We start from the raw sequence: 21,985 nt of genomic DNA, 5'->3' as shown, positions 1-21,985 counted from the left end.
CACCTTTCAGCGATGGTGTCAGTTTCCCCGCCAATGGTATGTCCGTCCCCGCCCCCGTGTCCCTGAGCGGGGGTACCCGTCCAGCACCGTCGGACCGGACACATAAGATCCTGCGATGGGTGGAGCCGGTCCCACGCCTGCTCACACCCTGTCGAGCATCTCCACCAGCAGGTCGGCGTACCCGGGGGCGGTGTCCTGCACCACCCGCACCGTCGCCCCCTCGACGTCGCCCCGGACACGGCGTTGACTGCGCAGGTCGCAGACCGTCTGGCCACGGCACGGGCCCCGGGTGCAGTCAACCTCCACCGGCACCCGCGGCGCTGTGACGGTCCGGTGTTCGCCGAGCATCACCGCCGCCGCCAGCGGATCATGCAGTGCCGCGGCACGGCGACCCAGCACCACCCGTTCATAGAAGTCGAGGTAGGTGTCGAGCATCTGCCCGCAGGCCCGGGCGAAGGCTGATCCGGAGGCGCACAGCCGGAGCCGTCGGCTTTCGTCGAGGGTCTGCTGCATCGTCGCGTCCAGGGGAACCAGGGTCAGCGGCCAGGACGCCGTGACCGTGATCTGCGCGGCCTCCGGATCGTGGACGATGTTCGCCTCCGCGACGGCGGTGGCGTTGCCGGGCACCAGTGCCGCACCACCCATCACCGTCACACCCGCCACCCTGGTGACCAGTGAGGGATCCCGCTGCAGGGCCAGTGCCAGGTTGGTCAGCGGTCCGACCGCCAGGATCTGCAGTTCCCGGGGGTGGCGGTGGGACAGGCGAAGCAGCATGTCCGCGGCGTCCTCCACCACCGGCCCGCAGGCAGGCCGTGGAAGGGAACCGCGCAGACCTCCGATCCCGTCTGTCCCGTGGACCGCGACCGCGCCGCCGGCGAAGTCCCCGACCAACGGTGACGCCGCACCGACGGCGACCGGGACATCGGACCTACCTGCCAGGGTGAGCAGGCGCAGAGTGTTCTCCGCCGCGCCTGCGGCGTCGGTGTTGCCGTGGACGGTACCGATGCCGACGAGGTCGGCCCGTGGGGACGCCAGCAGGTGACCGAGGGCGAGAGCGTCATCGACTCCGGTGTCGCAGTCCAGGTACACGGGCACGGTCACAGGGGTTCCTTTCGGGCGGTGTTCGTCTCAGGCGATGTTCTTCGCCAGTTCCTTCTGTCGTGCGGCGGCTTTCATCCGGATCTCCCCGGTGTCGACGGTGACCACCTCACCGTCCTTGACCACGGTGGCACCGTCGACCAGCACCCGGTCGACATCCCTGCCCGAGGCGCACTCGAACAGGAACGCCTCCGGTGAACTGTAGGCCCAGGCGTCCGGACTGTCGGTGCGTAACAGTACGACGTCGGCCCGCTTGCCGCTCTCCAGGGTGCCGGTGTAGCTGTCTGCGGCCATCGCCCGGGCACCTCCGAGCACCCCCATGCGCAACGGTTCCTCCAGGCCGATCCCGTCACGGTTGTGGACGGTCATCCCCTCGACATGCTCCTGTCCCACCCTGGCTATGGCGGCGACCCGGAAGAGATCGAGGGTTCCGGCGTTGGCGACCCCGTCGGTTCCCAGGCCGATGTTCACCCCACGCCGCCACATGCGTACCGCCGGCGGGGTTCCTATGGCGTAGTTGCCTTTCGCGCAGTGGCAGGCGGAGACGCCGTGGACCACATACTTCGTGATGTCCTCGTCGCCGGCGAGGATCGAGTGGGCACCGTGCAGGGTGTCGTCGAAAACTCCGAGATCGAGGAGGTAGTCGACCGGCCTCTTCCCGAAGTTCTCCAGGGCGTAGTCGATCTCGTAGGTTCCCTCCACCAGATGTGTGTGGACCTTCACCCCGTGGCTCCTGGCCTCCCTGTGGATGCCCTGCACCAGTTCCGGGGTACAGGTGATGATCTGGCGCAGAGACATGCAGGCGGTGACGCGGGTCGACCCGTCCGGATCCTTCGGCCACCGTTCGACAAGCTCGACATTGCGCTGCAGCGCCTCGTCGGTGGTCATCGTCATGGAACCGGGAATCCGGTTCCCCCCGTCCATGGTCGACAGGGAGACCGCCCCGCGGATCCCGGTGGTGACCGCGGCCTCCGCCATCTGGTCGGGGTGCGGTCCCCCTGCCTCGAAGAATGAGGTTGTGCCGCTGGTGAGCATGGCACTGTAGGCGAGTTCGCCGGACAGGCGGACGTCGTCGGGGGTGAGCCCGTTCTCGAAGGGAACGAGGTACTCCTGCCAGGTCGGTGAGCGCAACGGCCGAGTCATCCCGAGGGTGGGCAGCAGTCCGCGCATGAGGGTCTGGGCGGTATGGAGGTGCGCGTCCGTCAGCCCCGGCATCGCGATCCTGCCGGAGGCGAAGATCCGTTCGGCGGGACTGTACCTCCCCCTCAGATCGGAAGTCGTCCCCACCTCGACGATCTTTCCTCCGTGCACGGCCAGTGCGCCGTCCGGGATGACCGTTCCCCTGTCGTCGAAGGTGACGACATAGGCGTTCTGGATGAGTGTGTCGATCTCCTGTGGTTGCTGAATCATTGTCTTCCTTCTGTTACCAGTTACCGGGCGCCGAGTCGGCGCATGAGGATTCGGTCGATGACTCCGAGAACACCGCTGAGGATGAGAGCCACGGCCGCGAGAAGAATGCCTGCGGTCCACAGCAGGCTGTAGTCGGCATTCGTGGCAGCCAGGGTGAGCATGTATCCCAGCCCGTTTCCGGTGGACAGCCACTCGGCCAGGGTGGCGCCTGCGAGAGCACCGGGAACCGCGACCTTTGCCGCGGTGACCATCGCCGGGACCGCGTAGACGGACTTCACCCTGAGGATCGCCTGCCAGGTGCTGCCGCCCGAGACCTTGACGACGTCCACGGCACCCGAGGGTGTCGCCTGCAGTCCCTGCAGGACGGTGACGAGCGTGGGGAAGAATGTCACGAGTGTGACGATGATCGTCACGCCCACCAGTCCCCGTCCGAACAGGACGACCATCAGGGGTATCAGGGCAGCGACAGGAACTGAACGGAGTATGACCGCCAGGGGCATGACCGCTGTCCGGACACGGGGAAACGCGTCCAGGGCGACGGCCGCAGCCACCGCGACGACGAAGCCGACGATGAAGCCGATCCCGGCGTCGACGAGTGTCTGCCCCAGAGCACGGCCGAACTCCGACCAGAACGCTGACGCGGGGGCCCCGGTCATCGGGTGGCCGGAGGTCATCATCTGCCACACATCGGCGGGACTCTTGGTGAAGAACGCCTCGAAACCGAAGACGCTGCGCAGCGACTGCCAGCCGCCCAGCAGCACCGCCGCCGTGATGACGGCTGTGACAGCCATGGTGCGGCCGGACTGCCTGTAGTCGTCCGCGCCCGCCATGGCCGTACCGACGGTCGATTCGCCGGCCGCCCACGGGACCAGCAGTTTTCCTGCCAGGGCAACAACGGCGTAGCCGAGGGTGGCGACGAGCCCCACCACCACGGCGACAGCCCAGGTGCGGTTGATCTCGAAACTCTGCTGGGCATTGACCAGCACCACCCCGAGTCCCCGGTGGGCTCCGAAGAATTCGCTGATCAACGAGCCGAGGACTGAGGCAGGTACGGCGATCTGGAGAGCAGAGACGAATGCCGGCGCCGCAGACGCGATTCTCACACGCAGCAGGGACTGCCAGGCACCGCCGCCGGCCACGTGGACGACGTCGAGGGCACTGCGGTCCGCCTGCCGCAAACCGAAGAGAATGCCGACCAGGGCCGGATAGTAGACCTGCAGGGCCGTGATGACGACCCGGCCGGTGTCATTGGACAGGGAGACCACGAGGATCGGGGCGATCGCCACGGTGGGCACGACATGGATCACCACGGCCACCCGCATGATCACCGACTCCGCCGGGCGGACCAGCAGGCCGAGGACCGCCAACGGGATGACGGCACCGACACCCAGGACAAGTCCTTTGGCTGCGGTGGTCAGGGTGACTTCGCCGTTGTCTGTCAGCAGGGTGGCGTCACCGATGATCTGTGAGACCAGTTCCCAGGGGTAGGGCACCAACCGGGAGGACCGGAGGACGGTGGCCAGGAGGAGCCAGAGGACAAGTACCCCTGCCAGGACCACCAGTCCCGATGCTGCGGCAGCGCGGTACCGCCGGACCCGTGGGAGGATCCGGGTGCCGGAGCGGAGGGGACCGGAACCGTCGCTGTCCGGGGGAGTCTCTGACCCGGCGCCGGCCGTACTGCGCAACGGTGTGGTTGACGGTGTGGTTGAGGTACCGGTTGTGCTCATGATGACGTTCCTGTGAGGGGTGCAGAGTCCTGCCCGACCGGTCCGACCGGTCCGGCCGGTCGGGCAGCGAACAGCTGCTCGCTGAGCAGATCCTGGTAGGCGTGGAACTCCGGGGTGCGCTGCATGTCCGGGTGACGGGGCCGGGGCAGGTCGATGTCGATCTCCCGGACGAGGCGTCCCGGGTGGGCGGCGAGCACGAGCACGCGGTCGCTGAGGAACACCGCCTCCTCCAGGGAGTGGGTGACCAGCAGGGTGGTTGTCGGACGCTCCGACCAGATCCGCTGCAGCTCGACCTTCATGTGTTCGCGGGTCATGTCGTCGAGGGCGCCGAAAGGCTCGTCGAGAAGCAGGACCTCAGGTTCCAGGACAAGTGCTCTGGCGATCGCGACGCGCTGGCGCATGCCGCCGGACAGTTGGGCGGGGCGGGCCTTCTCGAACCCCGTCAATCCGGTGAGGGAGATCAGGTCCGTGATCGCCCTGCGGTCCACCGGCCTGCCGGCGACCTGGAGGGGCAGGGCGATGTTCGCCTCGACGGAGCGCCAGGGAAGGAGTGCGGAGTCCTGGAAGGCGACCCCGATCCTGTGTGAGGAGCGGACCTCCTGCGGGTTCCGTCCGAAGATGCTCACGCTTCCCGAACTGGGTTCGTCGAGGTCCGCGAACTGCCGGAGCAGAGTGGACTTGCCGCACCCGGAGGGACCGATCAGTGAGGTGAAGGAGCCTTCGTCGGTGGAGAAGGTGACGTCCTCGAGCGCACGGACCCGGCTCCTGCCGGAGCCGAACCATCTGCTGACGTGGTCCGCACTCAGCCCCACCGCGGTGCGGGTGTCATTCATCGCCGAAGGCCTCCCTGCTCGCGGCCACGTCGTAGAGCTGCGAGGCGGCCCCTTTGATCCCGGTCTTGTCGAAGAACTCCTGCTGGGATGCCACGCCGGCGTCGTCGATTTCGGCGATGTGTGTGGTCCGGTTGTTCGCCGAGGTTGCGAGGTCCGCCCAGATCTTCGCCCCTTCCTTCTGGGATTCAATGCTCAGCCCGAGGTCTCTGGCATAGGCGTCGTAGACCACGGTCGCCGCGTCGTCCGGGTCGGCCACCGCGGTCTCCAGTCCCTTCTCGATGGCGCGGGCCATCGCCAGCACTTTCTGCCGCTGGGCGTCATCGGCCAGGTCGGAGCTGCGGACTGTCAGTGCTCCGGACCACCGGTTGAACCCGTAGTCCGCCAGGGGGATCTCCTTGGTGACGACTCCCTGCTGACGTAGGACGACCGGCTGGTTGGCTGCCACGGCAGACATGGCGTCCACCTCTCCCGACACCAGGGACGCCGGGTCTGCGCCGGTGTCAACCATGTCGATCTTCGACAGGTCGACGCCCTCTGAGGTGAAGAAGGGCTCGTAGACCCGGTGGTCGGTCTTCGAGATGCCGAACTTCTTTCCCTCGAGGTCCTTGGGGGTGTTGATGCCGGATCCGTCGGTCGTGAGAATGACGGAGGGGGATTTCTGGTAGACGGCTCCGACGGCCACCAGCGGGGCACCGTTGGCCACCGCATTGGCCAGCGACTCGCTGGTGAGAATGGCCATGTCGGCGTTTCCGGAGACGACCTGGGCATCGGCGGCGACTTCGGGGCCGCCGGGAAGGATCTCGACGTCCAGCCCCTCGTCGCGGAAGTAGCCCTTCTGCTCCGCGACGATGGCGGCCATGTTCTCGACGTTCGGGGTCCAGCCGAACTGGAGGGCGACGTGGGTCGGATTGTCGGCGTCCGGGGCGCCCTCATCATCTCCGCCGGAGCAGGACGCCAGGGCCACCGCGGTGGTCAGACCGAGGACGCCGGCGAGGATGCGGCGTCCGGGGCTCCGGGACAGGCATCTGCGGGCAGGTGTGGTGAGAGTTGTGTTCGTCACGGTGATCCTCCGGATCCGTCAGCGGGTGTTCCTACAGTTGGTGCAGCGGTCATTCACCGGATCGTGTCCTGGTGACCGTTCATTGATCGCTAAATCGATTTAGCACCTTTGAGGACGCCACTGTCCACTCCGGTCCGGAACTTTTTACAGCAGGGAAATCAGAGGTGACCCCGGCGACACGATCCGCCCCCGCCGGCACGCCTCCGGCCCGGACCACGAAACATCCCCGACATATGCGCCCCGGTCACCGCCTGTCCCGCCTGCCCCGTCTGTCCCGTCTGTCCTGTCAGACCTCCGGCCGACCGTCCCCCGTCACGCGCCGGGGTTCAGCTCCCCCGTCGATTCCCGGGGTACCAGCCGGGGAGGACGGACCTCCATGTAGCCCCGGTGCCCGTCAGACGATTCCCCACATCTGACGACCATCGTCGCCGCAGCGTCCGCAAGCGCAGAAAAATCGAGTTCCAGGGAGGTGAGCGGCGGCTCGGCGTTCTGTGACCGCGGCCCGTTGAAGTTGGTGCACACCAGCAGATCCTCCGGAACACGGCGTCCCACCTCACGGGCCGCCCGAAGCACCCCCACCGCGACCGCGTCCGTGGGTGCGTAGACCGCGTCAACCTCACGGTCAGACCGGAAGAGCTCCCGGCCCACCCTGAGGCCTCCGGACTCCCCCTCCCCCACCGGGGCATCCAGGACAACCAGCCCGACACCGTCCGGCAGCAGCGGCTCCCGCACACACCGTCCGACATACTGCCGGACACTGCTCGACACCGAGTTCTCCTCCGACGAGACCACGACAGCGATCTTCCGTGCGCCACGGTCCACCAGGTGACCCAGGGCCACGTCCGCACCGGAAGCACCCCGGGACACCACCCCGTCAACCTCCAGATCGGGCACCTCCCCCACCGTGACCACGACAACCCCCCTGGAACGCAGTGCCTCACACACCGGGTCCACCCGGAGCGGATCGACGACAACCACCCCGTCGACATCGATGTCGTCGAGCACCCGCTGACGGTCATCGGCGTCCAGAGGAGGGATCAGCAGCATCGAGTACCCCTGTTCCAGCAGACGCCGGGACAGTGGGAGAGCCAGTTCCAGAAGGAAGCTGAGGTGGGAGTCACCGCCGACCACGGCGTCCGGGAGAGTTGTCATCAGCGCCACAGAATGGGACCGCCCCCCACGAAGACGCCGGGCACGCACATTAGGACGGTAGTTCAGGCTGGCGGCAACCCGGCGTACCCGCTCCCGGGTCTCCTCGCTCACCCTGCCCTTGCCGTTGAGCGCCAGGGACACTGTCCCCTTCGACACGCCGGCAGCCTCGGCGACGTCAGCAATGGTGGGCGGTCTCTTCACCCCGTCGATGCTAGCGCGCGCACCCCGTGATCACGTGACGCAGTCCACTCAGGGGGTAGCGGGGAGACGACCCCTCCACGACATCGCCGACGGTCCCGGCACTGCCGGGTGCCCCGGCTACCCCACGAACCTGTGGACCAACGACCGGTACGCCTCCAGGGTGAGCCGGAGATCATCCAGGAAAAGGTGCTCGTCATGGGCATGGAGCTGGGCATTGACGTCGGCGAGACTGCGGGACCTGGTGTTGAGGGCGAAACCGTAGCCCACCCCGCCCAACCTCCGGGCGAACCTCAGGTCGGTGCCCCCTGCCGAGAGAACCGGCACAACCGTGGCGTCCGGGAAGAATTCCCCCACCGTCTCCCCGATCGCCCGGTACAACGCGGAGTCGACGGGACTGACCTCCGCAGGCTCGCAGATCAGGCGCTCGAACCTGACCTCGTCGGCCAGGTCACCGAGAGCACGCCGCAGCTCGGCGTCCACGTCATCGTCGGTCTGCCCGGGCAGGGTACGGATGTCCAGTTCCAGGTAGGCGGAACTGGGCAGCACATTGATCGCCCCACCCGCCGAGAGCACCGTCGGAGCGACCGTGAGATGTGACACGGCGTGGGCGTAGCGGGCCAGCTCGCCGAAAGCACGGTAGTCGTCCTCCTCCGGGGAGGTGAGAAGGGCAGCCTCAATCTCCGGGGAGAACCGGAACGCGCTCACGAACCCCGACCACAGCGGGTCCCGGGAAACCTCCGGGGTGAACTCGACGATCCGTCGCGCCACCTCCGCGATCTTCGCCACGGCCAGTTCCCTGCCCCAGGGCTGGGAACCGTGCCCCGGTTCAGCTGTGACATGCAGCCGGCGCTGCGCCGCTCCCTTCTCCCCCACAGTCACCACCACCGCATCTGTGCCGTCGGACACCGGAAGATGGGAACCACCTGTCTCGGACACACAGTTCCGCCAGTCCAGGGCGTCAGGATGTTCCCGTGCCAGCCATTTCGCGCCGAGCCCGCCCCTGGCCTCCTCGTCGGCGACCCCGACGAAGGTCAGCGTGCCACGGGGAGGACGCCCGGACACCGCCTCCCTGGCGACCTCCCTGGTCACCGCGGCCATCGGGGCGGTGAGACCGAGCATGTCGACGGTGCCCCGGCCGTAGATCCGGGCGTCCTCCCCGGTTCCCTCGGTCACGGCACCGAAAGGGTCACGGGTCCAGTGCTCCGCGTCGACAGGAACCACGTCGGTGTGACCGAGGAAGGTCAGGGGGTCAGCGTCCGGATCGTGTCCGCGGACGGTGATGATGATGCTGGTGCGGCCGGGGCGGGGTTCAAGCCTCTGCACGGTCACGGCCCCGGAGTCGCGTCCGGCGGCGATCTCGGCGGCGAAGAAGTCCTCCAGGGCGTCGGCGTTGCGGACCTCCCCACCGGAGTCAGGGGTGAGGTCATTGACGCAGGCGTTGCGCACCAGGGTCCGGAGCAGACCCAGAGTCTCGTCGAACAGGGTCATGCGGCGTCACCGGACGCCACAGTCGACGTCGTCTCCCCTGCCTGACCGGACTGCCCCGCGGCAGCGCCCTCCCGCTCCGGCACGAACCAGTAGTTGTCCGCATTGTGCCCGGCCATGTACTCGGCGAAACGGTCGGAGTTGTACGCGGCGACAACCGCCTTCGCCCAGTCCGAATCCACCTTGTCCGATGTCGTCACCGCCACAAGAATCAGCGCCGGCAGGAGTTGCTCCTGCAGAACCTGCAGCTTCGGATCCGTACCGGCGGCATAGGACCGCGCACCGGGGATGACCGCCCAGTCGACATCGTCGAGACTGCGGGGGATGATCGACGAATCCACCGTACTGATCTTCAGGTTGTGCGGATTCTCGGCGATATCTGAGGCGGTGATCTTCGTGTCATCCGTCCCCGGCTTCAGGGTCAGCCACCCCGCCTGCACCAGAATGCGGTAGGCCCGAGAAGTGTTGGAGGTGTCGTCCGGGATGGAGACCGTCTGACCGTCGGCGACCTGGTCGACGGACGTGTGCCGGGAGGAGAACAGCCCTGCCGGCACAGTGGGGATCTTCGTCAGGGCAGCCAGGTCAGCACCCGAATCACTGTTGAACGCCTCCATGTATGCGGTGTGCTGGTCGACATTGAGGTCCGCGCTGCCCTCCTGCAGGGCTATGTCCGCCTGCTGCAGTTCACTGAAGTCCTGGAACTCCACGGTGTAGCCCTCGTCCTCGAGGATCGGCGCCACCCCGTCACGGAACAGTTCGGTGTACGGCCCCGGAGACGCCGCAACCCGTACGGTGTGCCCGTCGGTACCGCCGTTCTGGTCATCCGCGCAGGCCGTGGCTCCGGCGAGAAGCCCCGCGGTGAGCAGTGCCGCGGTGACGACCCGGCCCCTGTGACGGTGTCCGGTGCGGTGTGTGCGGTTGCGGTGGAGCGGAAAAAGCGGTGTGGACATGGTGTGCCTTCCTCGGGGAACGTCTTGCAGTTTCCCAGACTAGACCACTCTGTCTGTACCGGTTCCCTCCGGGGTTGCTCCACCCCCACCCTGATCACCCTGACGCGGAAACGCGATATGGCGGCCGAAGGTCCATGCCCTGTCCGTGAGCATCCGGGCGACCACCAGCCCGGCGCCGATCGCCACGATGATGAGACTGGCGGTGGCGGCCGTACCGAGGGCACTGTCGATGTCCCCGCTGTTGAGGTAGTACACGGTCCGGTAGATCAACGGGCCGGGAACCATGATCACCGAAGCGGGGACGGTCAAGGTGATCCGGGGCAGGCGTGTCGGTCCGGTCAGCACCGCACCGAGGAGGCCGACAACCAGCGCCCCCAGAAAAGCCGCGAGATGGGCCTGCATACCGGCGTCCACGAAAACCAGTCGGAGGACATTGCCTACGGTACCGATCAACGCCGCGACCAGCGCCATACGGCGGGAGGAGTTGAACAGTACGGCGAAACCTCCGATACCTGCCGCCGTGGCCACCGCCGCGGCGAGGTACCACACCGGATCCGGCACGGCAGGGTCCGGCGGCAGAGGCTGGAGTCCGGTGACCAGCGACACGACCGCCACCGACATCGTGGCGGTGAAGATCACCGTGGTCGCGTAGGCCAGACGGGACAGGCCGGCCGTGAGGTCGAAACGGCTCAGGTCCAGCAGGGAGGAGAACAGCGGGAAGCCCGGTATGAGGAAGAGGACGGAGGCCACGTAGCCGATGGTGAAGTCCGGTGACCCGATGGCCCCCACCGCGATGAGCAGTTTCGACACCGCCAGGTAGACCAGGCACGCGGTCACGGCGGCGATGGCGGTAGTGCCGAGCTGGTTTAGCCGGTGCCGGGCACAGTAGTGCCGCGCCGTCTGACCGACCGCGGCCGCCAGCGCCACCAGCACGCACTCCGCCGGCGCGTAGTGGTTCAGCACCGCAAATCCGGCGCAGGCCAGGCCGGCGGCGAGCGCCTGGACCCACACCGGCCACCTTTTGCCGACCAGCTGCTCCACCCGGTCGAGTTCGGTGTTGAGTTCCGCGGCGGTGAGGTGGCCGTCCAGGGTGCGGCTCAGGTTCTCCAGAGCCTCGATGCGCGAGGCGTCCACCGCAGGGTTGTCGTGGTTGACGACGACGGTGCGGAAACGCCCGGCGCGGTGGAAGGTGCAGGTGATGTCGTTGACCGAGACCACGGCGTCCACCCGGTCGAATCCGAGGGCACGGGCGGCGCGTTTCATCGCCCGGATGACCCGGTATCCGCCGGTGCCTGCTGCCATGAGCATGGCTCCGAGGCGCAGGACGGCGTCCGCCTCCTCCCCCATCTTCCGTTGGTCCTCGACCATGTCCAGCAGGGCACGCGTGTGCGGGTCAGGGGTGTGCGGGTCAGGGGTGTGCGGGTCAGGGGTGTTCTCGGGGGTATCCGCCATGGGGCACAATCTACTGCCGCGGTGGGCACGGCGGGCGGTGAGGGTCCGGGCTCAGCTACGGGGGTCGCGTGACAGGGCGTGGACCCGCAGGGCGAGCTGGAGGTCGAGCTTGCGCGGCATCCGGTTCCAGTCCTCACCGAGCAGCTCGGCGATGCGTTCGAGGCGTTGGCGGACGGTGTTGCGGTGTACCCCGAGCAGGGTCGCTGTCCTGGCGACACTGCCGTCGGCGGCGAAGTACACGTCGGCGGTGTGCAGGAGGTCACCGCGGTGGGCGGCGTCATGCTCCACCAGGGGGGTGAGATCGGCGACGAGGGAGGGGGGAAGTTCGCCCCGCGCAGCGAGGTGGAACACCGCGGCGAGAATGCCGAGCCCGGAGCCGTCGGACAGTCCGTCCCGGTCCAGGTGGACCTGGGAGGACAGGGCCAGCTGAGCTCTGCGGTGTGCGGCGGCCAGGCCGTCGGGTCCCGCAGGGGCCCCGTCGACCCAGCTGAATCCGCCGCGCAGACGCCAACCCCGGTGGGCGAACAGCACGGACAGTCCCTCGACCCAGCGGCCGTCACCGCTGATCACGCAGATGTGCCCGTCGTGGGGTGCGACGAGGACCGGGGAGGTCGAGGAGGCTGACAGGGCACGTACCACCCTGTCGACCACCGGTTCGGGTGTCTCCAGTGCGATCACGCACCACCGGTCGGTGTGGTGCAGCCACCACTCCTCCATCACTGTGCGCACTCCGTTGGCGTCGAGCTTTCCGCTGACGAGTGCGGTGACGGCTTCTGTCCCGTCGCGCAGCTCCACGGCCTCCCTGGCCCGGGTGAGCATCATCCACAGCGCCACGTGGAGGCTGACGCGTTCGAGCATGGTCTGTTCCGCCTCCCCCAGTGCACGGTCGGTGAGCAGCTGGCCGAACTGCTGTCCGGCGGCGGTGACGGTGAGGAATGTTCCGGAGGAACGCTCCGGGGCGGGACCGTCGGTGGAGGACGCCACGGCGCGTTGCCCTGACGGATCCGTGAGCCACAGGTCACAACCCAGCGCCTGTGCCCCGATGGCCAGAAGGGAGGACGCCGTGAGTTCGGAGGCGACCGCCTCGACGAGCCGGCGGTCCAGGTCGAGCCCGCGGGAGAGTTCGGCGATGTCGGATTCACTGCGGCGTTGTTCACCGCCTGACTGTTCGACCAGGGCCATGAGCTGTTCGTGCCGTTGTGCGTTGTCGATCGCCACAGCGGACTGTTCTGCGAGGGACTCGAGCTGCCTGACGTCGGCGTCGGTGAAATCCCGACGGGTCCGGTAGGCGATGAGAAGTGCTCCGATGACACGTCCTGCGACCGACAGCGGGGCTCCGAGGAGTGCCCGGACCCCCTCCCCCCGGACGATCTCGTCGATCTGCCCCATGTGGTGGAGTTTCTCGTCCACGACATAGTCGGAGGTCCAGTACGGGGCGTGTCCGATGGCGACCCGCCCCAGGACGCCTGTGCCGAGGGGCTGCCGGATGCTGGCGTACTCCCCGGTCCGCACTCCGTCCGTCTTGCGTATGACTGTCTCGTTGCTGTCGAAGTTGGTGAAGCTGACGTAGGCCATGTCCGCCTTCATGAGCCCTCGTGTGTGCCTCACGACCAGTTGAAGTGTGGTTTCAGTGTCTCGTAGCTCTGTCAGCTTTGTCGCCGACTGGAGCCTGAGCAGAAGCCACTCCTCCGATATGTCACCCATGCACTGATATTGACAGAACGGTGGACAATCTGCCACTTCCGATAGCAGGAAGGTGATCCTACTGTGATTCAGCGTACAAAAATCCGTCAACGTCAGAGAGGCGACAACCATGAAGATCACCGGAGCAGTGCTCGAGGAGATCGGACGACAGCGGCCCTACGCCGAGACCACCCCGATCACCGTGAGCGAGCTCGACCTCACCGCACCAGGACCCACGGAGGTTCTCGTCCGCGTCGAGGCGGCAGGGCTGTGCCACTCCGACCTCTCGGTCGTCGACGGCAACCGGCCCCGCCCGGTTCCCATGCTGCTGGGCCACGAGGCCGCAGGACTTGTCGTGGAAACCGGCTCCGAGGTCACCGACCTCACCGAAGGAGAGCGGGTCACGATGGCCTTCCTCCCCCGCTGCGGTGAGTGCGACGGGTGCCGGACCGACGGTCGTCTGCCCTGCGAGCGGGGCACGGCGTCCAACACCGCCGGAACCCTGCTCCACGGCACCCGTCACCTCACCCGCGACGGAGAGACCGTCCAGCACCACCTCGGAGTCTCCGGCTTCGCCACCTACGCCGTCGTCGACCGTGCCTCCCTGGTCAAGATCGGCAACGACGTCCCGCCGGCCATCGCCGCCGTGCTCGGGTGTGCGGTCCTCACCGGCGGTGGGGCCCTGCTCAACGCCGTGCAGCGCCAGCCCGGCGAATCCGTCATGATCGTGGGACTCGGCGGAGTCGGTATCTCCGCGCTCATCTCCGCGGTCGCGGAATCCGCCGACGGGCAGGGCGGCGACGTCATCGCCGTCGACGCACTCCCCGAGAAGCTGGAGCTCGCCCGGTCGCTCGGCGCGACCGCAGCCTACACGCCGGCCGAGGTCGCAGAGAAGGGCATCCGCACCACCCACACCCTGGAGTGCGCCGGACACCCCAGGGCCTTCGAGACCGCCTTCGCCGCGACCCGCCCGGGAGGGAGGACCGTCACCGTCGGCCTGCCGCACCCGGACGCCAAGGCCGAGATCGCCCCCGCCGTCGTGACCGGCGAGGCGCGCACCATCATCGGCAGCTACCTGGGCTCTGCCGTCCCCCAGCGCGACATCCCGAAGTTCGCCGACTGGTGGCGCTCCGGCAAGCTCCCCATCGAGAAGCTCATCTCCCGGACCATCCGGCTCGACCAGATCAACGAGGCCATGGACGAACTCGCTGACGGCAGGGCCGTCCGCCAGGTCATCCTCTTCGATTAAGGACCCCGATGTCACGTAACTTCGCAAGGCCCTGGAAGGTCGGGCCCTTCTCCGTCAACCTTCCCGGTGTCCACTACCGCTTCGAGTGGCAGGACTACACCCAGGGTCTCATCATGTGCGCTGTCGACCTCAGCGCCATCCCGCTGATGACCGAACTGCTCGGCATGCCTTTCGAGGCAGCCCTGTCGATCGTCGTCCTCAACGGACTGCTCTACCTGCTCCACCATCTGCTCGGCGACCCCGTCGTCCCCGGCTGGATCACCCCGGCGATCCCCCTGCTGATGCTCTACCTGCAGGACTACGACATGGACGACCGTGTCCACGCGCTCGTGGCCTTCCAGATAGTGCTGGGCGTGTTCTGTCTGTTCCTCGGTGCCACCGGACTGGCCGCGAAGGTGGTCCGGGTCGTACCGAACGCGATGCGTGCCGGCATCGTCGTCGGAGCCGGACTTGCGGCGATCCAGGGACTGTTCACGGAAGGCGGCAGGTTCGAGCAGTTCCCGTGGGCCATCACCATCTGTGTCGGTTTCGCGTTCTTCCTGCTGTACTCGAAGATGTTCCAGCGCTGGCAGCTGCACTACCGGTGGGCCCGGTTCGTGGGCAACCTGGGAATTCTCCCGGCGATGCTGTCCGCGGTGATCGTCGCCCCCCTGTTCGGTGAGGCGTCCTGGCCCAGCATCGAATGGGGCTTCAGCACCCCCGACTTCGCCACCCTGTACAGCGAGTACACCGTCTTCGGTGTGGGCTTCCCGCCCGCCTCCATGTTCCTCACCGCCGTTCCGACCGCCCTGGCGACCTACATCGTCGTCTTCGGCGAGGTGATCCAGGCCCGGGCCATCCTCGACGAGGCCAATGAGGTGCGCACCGACCAGAAGATCGAGTACAGCGAGAACCGCTCGCACCTCATCGTCGGTTTCCGCAACACCTTCATGAGCATCTTCGGTCCGGACACCGCCATGTGCGGCCCGTTGTGGGCGGCGATGACCGTGACCACCGTCGAGAGGTACAAGAAGGGCCGGAAGTCGATGCAGTCGATCTTCAGCGGTGTCGGATCCTTCCGCTGGGGGACGAACACCGGACTGTGGCTGCTGCCGATCGTCTCGCTCATGCAGCCGGTCCTCGGTGTCGCCCTCGCACTGACCCTGCTCATCCAGGGCTTCGTGTCCATCCGGGTCGGTCTTCTCGAGGCCAGGTCCCGCACCGAGCTGGGGATCGCCGGTGTGATCGCCGCGGTCCTCGCCACCAAGGGTGCCAGCTGGGGATTCGTCGCCGGCATCCTGCTGTGCCTCATATTCTTCGCCCGGGATTTCTTCCGCGGCGAGAACGACGGTGTTTTCACCGAGGCACCGGCCGGCAAAGCGTCCCCGGAGGACACGATCGGGTGGGCGGAGAAGGACGGTTTCGACGCCCCCGGTGTCTCCCCCGTCGCCGCCGCTGCGCCTACTGTTGAGGCCGGGAAGCAGACCGTTCAGGTCCACTCCACGACACCGGACTCCACGACACCGGACTCCGGTGGTCCGGACAGTTCACAGAGTTCCATCTATCCCACAGATTTCACAGATAAGGACAAGCAATGACAGACATCTCCGCCGTCCTCGCCAAGGTCCCCACCGGCCTGCTCATCAACGGCCGGTGGCGTGACTCCTCCGACGGCGCGACCTTCGACGTCGAGAACCCCGCCACCGAGGAGAAGCTCGCCACCCTCGCCTCCGCCACAGGTGAGGACGCCGTGGCCGCCCTCGACGCCGCGGTCGCCGCCCAGGAGGAGTGGGCACGGACCTCCCCGAGGTTCCGCTCCGAGATCCTGCGCAGGGCCTTCGAACTGGTCACCGAGCGTGCCGAGACTTTCGCCACGCTGATGACCCTGGAGATGGGCAAGCCCCTGGCGGAGGCCCGGGGCGAGGTGACCTACGGTGCGGAGTACCTCCGCTGGTTCGCCGAGGAGACTGTCCGCCACTACGGACGCCACACCGTGGTTCCGGAGGGCACCCTGCAGATGACCACCCGCCACAAGCCGGTCGGCCCCTGCCTGCTGATCACCCCCTGGAACTTCCCGCTGGCGATGGCGACCCGCAAGGTCGCCCCCGCCGTCGCCGCAGGCTGCACCATGGTCCTCAAGCCGGCGAAGCTCACCCCCCTGACTGCGCAGTACTTCGCCCAGACCATGCTGGACGCCGGCCTGCCCGCAGGTGTCCTCAACATCGTGTCCTCGAAGTCCGCCTCCGGGATCTCCACCCCGCTCATGGCGGACCACCGTCTGCGCAAGGTCTCCTTCACCGGTTCGACCGCCGTCGGTGTCACCCTGCTGAAGGCTGCCGCCGACAATGTGCTGCGGACCTCCATGGAGCTCGGCGGCAATGCCCCGGTCATCGTCTTCGACGACGCTGACATCGACGTCGCTGTCGAGGGTGCCCTGGCCGCGAAGATGCGCAACGGTGGAGAGGCCTGCACCGCCGGCAACCGTATCCTCGTGCAGGAGGGCATCGCGGAGGAGTTCACCGCGAAGTTCGCGGAGAAGATCGCCGCCCTGAAGATCGGCAACGGTCTCGACGACGGTGTGAACGTGGGACCGATGGTCGAGGCCAAGGCCGTGGCCAACCTCGAGTCTCTCGTCACCGACGCCGTGGACAGGGGTGGCCGGGCCATCGTGGGCGGCACTCCAGTCGAGGGCGCGGGGCACTTCTTCGCCCCGACGGTCATTGTCGACGCCCCGAAGGACGCCCGGGTCTTCCGCGAGGAGATCTTCGGTCCGATCGCCCCGGTGTTCACCTTCAGTGACGAGGCCGAGGCGATCGCCCTGGGCAATGACACCGAGTACGGTCTGGCGTCCTACGTGTTCACCGGCGACGCCGCCCGGATGTACCGCATGGCGGACGGCCTCGAGTTCGGTCTCATGGGATACAACTCCGGTGTCATCTCCAATGCGGCCGCACCGTTCGGCGGTGTCAAGCAGTCCGGTCTGGGCCGCGAGGGCGCTGCCGAGGGCATCGAGGAGTACTCGACCGTCCAGTACATCGGTCAGCGCGACCCCTACGCCGTCTGACCGAAATGACCGGGCCGGGCGTTACCCGCCCGGCCTCCGCCCCCACAGATCCCTGACCCGGGCCGTGACCTGCTCTGCGAGCAGCTCATTGGTCCTCGTGGTCAGATGGACTCCCCCGGCGAAGATGTAGCTCTGGTCGGCGTGGGGTGCGACCAGTGAACCGCTGTCGCAGGAGGACGCCCCGGGTACCGCGCAGGCGTCGACGCTTCCGCCGTGGGCGAAACCGTGGGCCCCCGGTGCACCGACGAACCCGTCGACGAGGGCCCGGGTGTCGAAGACCCCCACCCTCGGATCACCCGGGAACTGTTCCTCCAGCCCGTGCAGCAGTCTGTCGTTGTAGGCGGAGACCAGCGCCCTGACTTTCTCCTGCCCGGCAGTGCCGGCACCACCGAACAGCGGCGTGTAGGCGAGGTCGAACACCGTGAACACGAGGACGTGTTCCGCCCCCGCCCCGAGAATTCGGGAGACCTGTCCGACTTCGGCGTCCGCTGCGGCGGAAACGGCCGTGTCGGCAGCGGCGGTGTTTCCGGCGGTGTTTCCGGCGAGGACGTCATTTGTGCCGATGAACAGGGTGACCAGCTGGTCCGGGAAGAATGACCCGTGCTCCGACAGGTACCGGTCAAGCTGCCCGGCGACCGGGAGGGGGCCTCCGTCAGTGGACGCGGTGACCCGGGCGCCGCCCTCGGCGTAGTTGGGTCCACCGTCGACCGCCGGCGCGGTGGACAGCCCCAGGTCCCGGGCCAGGATCTGGGACCACACCAGTCCCGGCATTGTCGTGAACCGGGTACCGGAGGTGCCGGCGTCGGTGAGACTGTCGCCGAAGAAGACCGCGTCAGAGACGACATCCGCGATGCTTCCCACCTCTGACTGTGCACCGGCCCCGTCAGAGACCACCGCGCCACCGGTCCCGGAATCCTGAGACCGGTCCGCCTGCCCGCAGGAGGTGACGGTGGCAGCGGCCAGTCCGGCGGCCACCAGTCTGGCCCACCACCGGTCTGCCCACCACCGGTCGGCCCACCACCGGTCGGCCCTGCTACGCCTGGTCAGCGACCCAGTCCTCGACCTCGTCGGTCACCGGTGCGACGGGACCGTCCCAGTTGTTCTTTCTGATCCATCCGGCGACATAGGAGCAGACCGGCACCACCCGGAGTCCCCGGTCCCGGGCCTCATCGAGGGCTCTGGAGACGAGGACACCGGCAAGTCCCCTGCCGCCGAATTCTTCACCGACCACTGTGTGGTGGAACACTCTTTCGGCGACTCCGTCGGCACCGGTGCGGTCGAGGAAGTGCGCCCGGCCGACGGGTTCACTGTCACCGGGGAAGAACAGACCGTAGGTCTCGCCGTCAGGAAGCAGGCGGACCTCGACCGGGGCCCCGGTACGGTCGGTGAGCTGTCCGTTCCCGGAACCCGTGCCGTCGCTGCTGTTCGTCTCGCTCATGGTGGCGTCCTCATCCTGTTCTGTGCTGTCGGTCCCTGCCTGACCGGATGCATTCCTCAAAGAACACTCACTGTCACTGTAGTCCGTGCGCGTACCGGCCGGGCACCCGTTCCCACGATCATGGAACGGTCACTCCACAAAACCCCTTCTGCCGCGGTCTCCGCAACCCCCGGGCACCACCACGCCCCCGCAGCCTCCCCCACGAGATCTCCGGTCCCGATGCTAAGTGCCTGCAACTGCGGAAGCAGACTCACCGGACGTACGGGGTAAGAATCATCTGACAGTGCAGTACGTAATCATCTGACTACATCTGGAGTTCCCCGATGGCCTGGACACCCCACGATCTCCCCCACCTCGTCAGCCGCTTCGGAGCGGCCACCGCAGCACGCACCCGTCTCATGCAGCAGGCGTTCACCACCGGACATGCGGGCAGGACGCCCACCCTCCCACCACCGTCGTTCCACCAGGCGGGGGTGAGAGAGTCGATGATCACGGGGCTCATTACCGACTGCCCCCTGTACTGGATGGACGCCGAGGTCTGCGCACTTCTGCACACCACCGCCCCCGGTCTACCGGCATGGTCGCCCGAGGAACTGGTACCGGCACCCCACGGCATCATCGCCTTCGAGAAAGAGGTGGTGACCTACCCGGATCCGGACGGAGGCAGGGTCCGCGAACTCACCGTCGACGCCGTCGGCTGGCAGATCCACGACGGGCAGGTCACCGTCCACGCGCTGTCACTGCGTCGCGGCGCCCGGACCCCGCATGACGCGGCACTCTACGACTCTCTCGCCGGAGCCCTGCACAGGTACGCCCCGCACGTCACCGTGCCACCCGAACAGGAACTGTCTTCACCACTCACCGACGTCCTCAACCTCACCGTCGGTCTGTCGGACACCGTCAACGCCGACGGCTCCGTGTCCGTCCCGCCCGGGAGCCTGGGGTGGTCACGGAAGTCCACGGGACCGGAGGCCCTGGAGGCCACCGCCCTGACCGTGCACTGCGACCTTCACGCCCGCCTGCTCCGCGTCCTCGGCGCCACCTGGGCGCTGCTGCGGCAGAGGGACGTCCTGGCCCCCGGAGAGCCGGTCCACACCCACGTCCGCGTCCCGGTCGGCACCTCCGCAGCAGAACCGGCAGAACGTGCAGAACGTGCGATGCAGACAGAGTCCCGCCACCGACCCCGCCGGTCCGCCACCACCCGGCAGCAGGTCCAGGTCAGGGTCTACAGGCTTTCCCCGTCGCTGCGGGAGTACTCCGGGGGTCCCGGTCACGGCCCTGCCGTGCGACGGTGGTGGGTACGCGGCCACTGGCGTCGGCAACCCTGGGGACGCAGGCAGAGCCGCCGGAAACTCGTGTACATCCTTCCCCACACCGCCGGAGCACGGGGAGTACAGGTCGACGGCGACGGGCCGGACGACAGGCCGTCAGTCACCGTGGTGAAGTTGTGACCGGAAAAATCCCGAAACCCCCCGGACTGTTCCATGACCCGACTGGTCACCGACCTCTACGGGTGGGGCACCGACCTGTTCGGCATGCAGACGGTCAGCTGGCTGGAGGCGCAGCTGGACGAGCGGTGACCTCCTCCCCGTTCTTCCCGGTGGGGTGACAGCGTCACCTGGGGAGCACTTTCATTCGCACAGAATCGTTCATTTCATCACCGCAGACAGCTCTGTCTACAGTGAGCATCCTTATGAACGCACGTTCTCCACGGTCCCCGGTCACCCGGGCACCGTCCCCCACAGTTGTCCGCGATGACGCGGACCATCTCGAGATCATCACCGGAGTGCTCGTCATCGGCGGCGGACCCGCAGCCACCTGGGCGGCACTCAACGCCGCACGCACCTCCGCCGGCGAAGGCCTGGGCGTCACCCTCGTCGACAAGGGATACTGCGGTGCCAGCGGGGTCGCGGCGACGTCCGGGGTAGGTCACTGGCTGACTCCCCCCGGTTCTCCGCTGCGGGACGAGACCTTCCGGATCAAGAACGCCACCGGCGGTGGACAGTCTGACCGTGTCTGGGTGGACGCCGTGCTCGACGAGACCTGGGCACAGATCAGCACCCTCCCCGCGATGGGCTGGGACCGGGTGGACCGGAACCGGCGCCAACCGAGCCTCGACCTCACCACGGACAACCCCTCCGGGGCACCCTACTTCCGGGGCCCCGCACCCGACTACCTGCGATTTCTCCGTGGTCAGGTGAAGAAGGCCGGCGTGACGGTCCTCGACCACAGCCCCGCGGTGGAACTGCTCGTCACCGACAACCGTGACGCCGTGGTCGGCGCCAGGGGCCTGCAGGTCCGCGCCGGCAGGAACTGGACCGTGCACGCCCACGCGGTGGTGCTCGCCACCGGTGGAACGACATGGCGCAGCCACTCCCTCGGCGGTGACACGAACACCGGGGACGGTCAGCTCATGGCCGCCGAGGCGGGCGCCGACCTGGCGGCGATGGAGTACTCGAACTTCCAGGGCATGGTGCCCTTCGGTACCTCGATGGACAAGAACGGCTACTTCATCAAGGCGGAGTACTGGACCGGGGACGGCACCCCGATCCACTACGATGACCTGCACTATTCGCGGGTCCCCCTGCTCGAGCACAGCGTGAAGGGCACCGTCTACGCCAGGTTCTCCCAGTTCGCCCCCGCACAGCGTGCGACCGCGCGGGAGAACATGCCGAATTTCTTCGCGGTCGTCGACAAGCTCGGGATCAACCCTTTCACCGAGCGTTTCCCCATCGACTGGGTTCACGAGGGCACGGTCCGGGGCACCGGCGGTGTCCGCGTCGACGACACCACCTGTGCGGTGGGTCTCCCCGGTCTCTATGCTGCCGGGGATGTGGCCGCCCGGGACCGTATCACCGGCGCCGCCACCGGGGCCGGCGGCCCGAACCTCTCCTGGGCCGTGCGTGGCTGCCGCCTGGCTGGAGAACAACGCCTCCGCGGTGGCGGCGAAGGCGGAGGTCGCGGATCCTGACCTGCTGTCCGCCAATGTCGCCGTGACCACCGACGACTCCCGCCGGGACCACCCGGAGATCACCGAGGCGTACTGGGACTGCCTCTTATACACATCAGGAGGTGTAGAAGAGACAGAGTTCACCCCGCGGGATCCGCCGGCACGCGGCCGGTCTCGGCAGTATCGCCACCACGTCCGTCGGACACGATGACGGCAGGACGCCGGACTGGCGTGAACTCACCGGGAGAATCCGG

General features: G+C 67.6%; 18 protein-coding genes. 6 read left to right on the top strand and 12 right to left on the bottom strand.

Annotated features, from left to right (window positions below):
* Window positions 1-141 precede the first annotated feature (141 nt).
* The 10 genes from BN3906_RS05200 to BN3906_RS05155 all read right to left on the bottom strand — a co-directional run bounded on the left by BN3906_RS05200 (window position 142) and on the right by BN3906_RS05155 (window position 13,072).
* Complete coding sequence (locus BN3906_RS05200; RefSeq protein WP_066585042.1) at window positions 142-1,101, bottom strand: nucleoside hydrolase; 960 nt, start codon at window positions 1,099-1,101, stop codon at window positions 142-144.
* Window positions 1,102-1,128: 27 nt separating this feature from the next.
* Window positions 1,129-2,508, bottom strand: coding sequence for an amidohydrolase family protein (locus tag BN3906_RS05195; RefSeq protein ID WP_066585040.1), 1,380 nt, complete (start codon window positions 2,506-2,508; stop codon window positions 1,129-1,131).
* Window positions 2,509-2,528: 20 nt separating this feature from the next.
* Window positions 2,529-4,235: an ABC transporter permease gene (locus BN3906_RS05190; RefSeq protein WP_066585033.1), complete on the bottom strand. Its 1,707-nt coding sequence runs from the start codon at window positions 4,233-4,235 to the stop codon at window positions 2,529-2,531.
* Window positions 4,232-5,068 carry an ABC transporter ATP-binding protein gene (locus tag BN3906_RS05185; protein ID WP_066585031.1) on the bottom strand — a complete coding sequence of 279 codons (837 nt, stop codon included), beginning with the start codon at window positions 5,066-5,068 and terminating at the stop codon, window positions 4,232-4,234. The genes BN3906_RS05190 and BN3906_RS05185 overlap by 4 nt, the downstream gene beginning before the upstream one ends.
* On the bottom strand, window positions 5,061-6,128 hold the full coding sequence (locus BN3906_RS05180) for an ABC transporter substrate-binding protein (RefSeq protein WP_066585029.1): 1,068 nt from the start codon (window positions 6,126-6,128) through the stop codon (window positions 5,061-5,063). Before BN3906_RS05180 ends, BN3906_RS05185 begins: the two co-directional genes overlap by 8 nt.
* Window positions 6,129-6,440: 312 nt before the next feature.
* Window positions 6,441-7,481, bottom strand: coding sequence for a LacI family DNA-binding transcriptional regulator (locus BN3906_RS05175; RefSeq protein WP_078057139.1), 1,041 nt, complete (start codon window positions 7,479-7,481; stop codon window positions 6,441-6,443).
* Window positions 7,482-7,598: 117 nt separating this feature from the next.
* The gene (locus BN3906_RS05170) at window positions 7,599-8,969 is read right to left on the bottom strand and encodes a M20/M25/M40 family metallo-hydrolase (protein ID WP_066585025.1); all 1,371 of its coding nucleotides are present in this window, start codon (window positions 8,967-8,969) and stop codon (window positions 7,599-7,601) included.
* Entirely contained in the window at window positions 8,966-9,916 is a 951-nt protein-coding gene (locus BN3906_RS05165) for a MetQ/NlpA family ABC transporter substrate-binding protein (protein WP_078057138.1), read from the bottom strand. Before BN3906_RS05165 ends, BN3906_RS05170 begins: the two co-directional genes overlap by 4 nt.
* A 39-nt stretch (window positions 9,917-9,955) precedes the next feature.
* Window positions 9,956-11,263, bottom strand: a complete 1,308-nt coding sequence (locus BN3906_RS05160; RefSeq protein ID WP_066586137.1) for a threonine/serine exporter family protein — start codon at window positions 11,261-11,263, stop codon at window positions 9,956-9,958.
* 156 nt (window positions 11,264-11,419) lie between these two features.
* Window positions 11,420-13,072 carry a helix-turn-helix domain-containing protein gene (locus BN3906_RS05155; RefSeq protein WP_066585022.1) on the bottom strand — a complete coding sequence of 551 codons (1,653 nt, stop codon included), beginning with the start codon at window positions 13,070-13,072 and terminating at the stop codon, window positions 11,420-11,422.
* 109 nt (window positions 13,073-13,181) lie between these two features.
* Here BN3906_RS05155 and BN3906_RS05150 point away from each other — a divergent pair, with 109 nt between their 5' ends.
* Genes BN3906_RS05150 through BN3906_RS05140 form a run of 3 tightly spaced genes read left to right on the top strand, consistent with a single transcriptional unit; the run spans window position 13,182 to window position 17,343 of the window.
* Complete coding sequence (locus BN3906_RS05150; protein WP_066585018.1) at window positions 13,182-14,300, top strand: alcohol dehydrogenase catalytic domain-containing protein; 1,119 nt, start codon at window positions 13,182-13,184, stop codon at window positions 14,298-14,300.
* A gap of 8 nt (window positions 14,301-14,308) precedes the next feature.
* Entirely contained in the window at window positions 14,309-15,877 is a 1,569-nt protein-coding gene (locus BN3906_RS05145) for a hypothetical protein (protein ID WP_066585016.1), read from the top strand.
* On the top strand, window positions 15,874-17,343 hold the full coding sequence (locus tag BN3906_RS05140) for an NAD-dependent succinate-semialdehyde dehydrogenase (protein ID WP_066585013.1): 1,470 nt from the start codon (window positions 15,874-15,876) through the stop codon (window positions 17,341-17,343). Before BN3906_RS05145 ends, BN3906_RS05140 begins: the two co-directional genes overlap by 4 nt.
* 21 nt (window positions 17,344-17,364) lie before the next feature.
* Here the strand turns inward: BN3906_RS05140 and BN3906_RS05135 are convergent, their stop codons facing one another.
* Window positions 17,365-18,318 carry an SGNH/GDSL hydrolase family protein gene (locus BN3906_RS05135; protein ID WP_261796843.1) on the bottom strand — a complete coding sequence of 318 codons (954 nt, stop codon included), beginning with the start codon at window positions 18,316-18,318 and terminating at the stop codon, window positions 17,365-17,367.
* 58 nt (window positions 18,319-18,376) lie between these two features.
* A complete protein-coding gene (locus BN3906_RS05130; protein WP_066586131.1) occupies window positions 18,377-18,781 on the bottom strand; it encodes a GNAT family N-acetyltransferase in 405 nt (134 codons plus the stop codon).
* Window positions 18,782-19,104: 323 nt separating this feature from the next.
* Here BN3906_RS05130 and BN3906_RS05125 point away from each other — a divergent pair, with 323 nt between their 5' ends.
* From BN3906_RS05125 to BN3906_RS05115, 3 genes are all read left to right on the top strand, one after another.
* Window positions 19,105-20,232: a hypothetical protein gene (locus tag BN3906_RS05125; protein ID WP_066585010.1), complete on the top strand. Its 1,128-nt coding sequence runs from the start codon at window positions 19,105-19,107 to the stop codon at window positions 20,230-20,232.
* A 242-nt stretch (window positions 20,233-20,474) separates the two neighbouring features.
* Window positions 20,475-21,752: an FAD-dependent oxidoreductase gene (locus tag BN3906_RS05120; RefSeq protein WP_078057137.1), complete on the top strand. Its 1,278-nt coding sequence runs from the start codon at window positions 20,475-20,477 to the stop codon at window positions 21,750-21,752.
* Window positions 21,685-21,942 carry a hypothetical protein gene (locus tag BN3906_RS05115; protein WP_147592790.1) on the top strand — a complete coding sequence of 86 codons (258 nt, stop codon included), beginning with the start codon at window positions 21,685-21,687 and terminating at the stop codon, window positions 21,940-21,942. Before BN3906_RS05120 ends, BN3906_RS05115 begins: the two co-directional genes overlap by 68 nt.
* Window positions 21,943-21,985: the final 43 nt, after the last annotated feature.

The sequence above is a fragment of the Corynebacterium provencense genome (assembly GCA_900049755.1).
Classification (GTDB): Bacteria; Actinomycetota; Actinomycetes; order Mycobacteriales; family Mycobacteriaceae; genus Corynebacterium; species Corynebacterium neomassiliense.
Note: the sequence above shows the minus strand (reverse complement) of the source record. Positions and strands in the feature narration are given on the sequence as shown.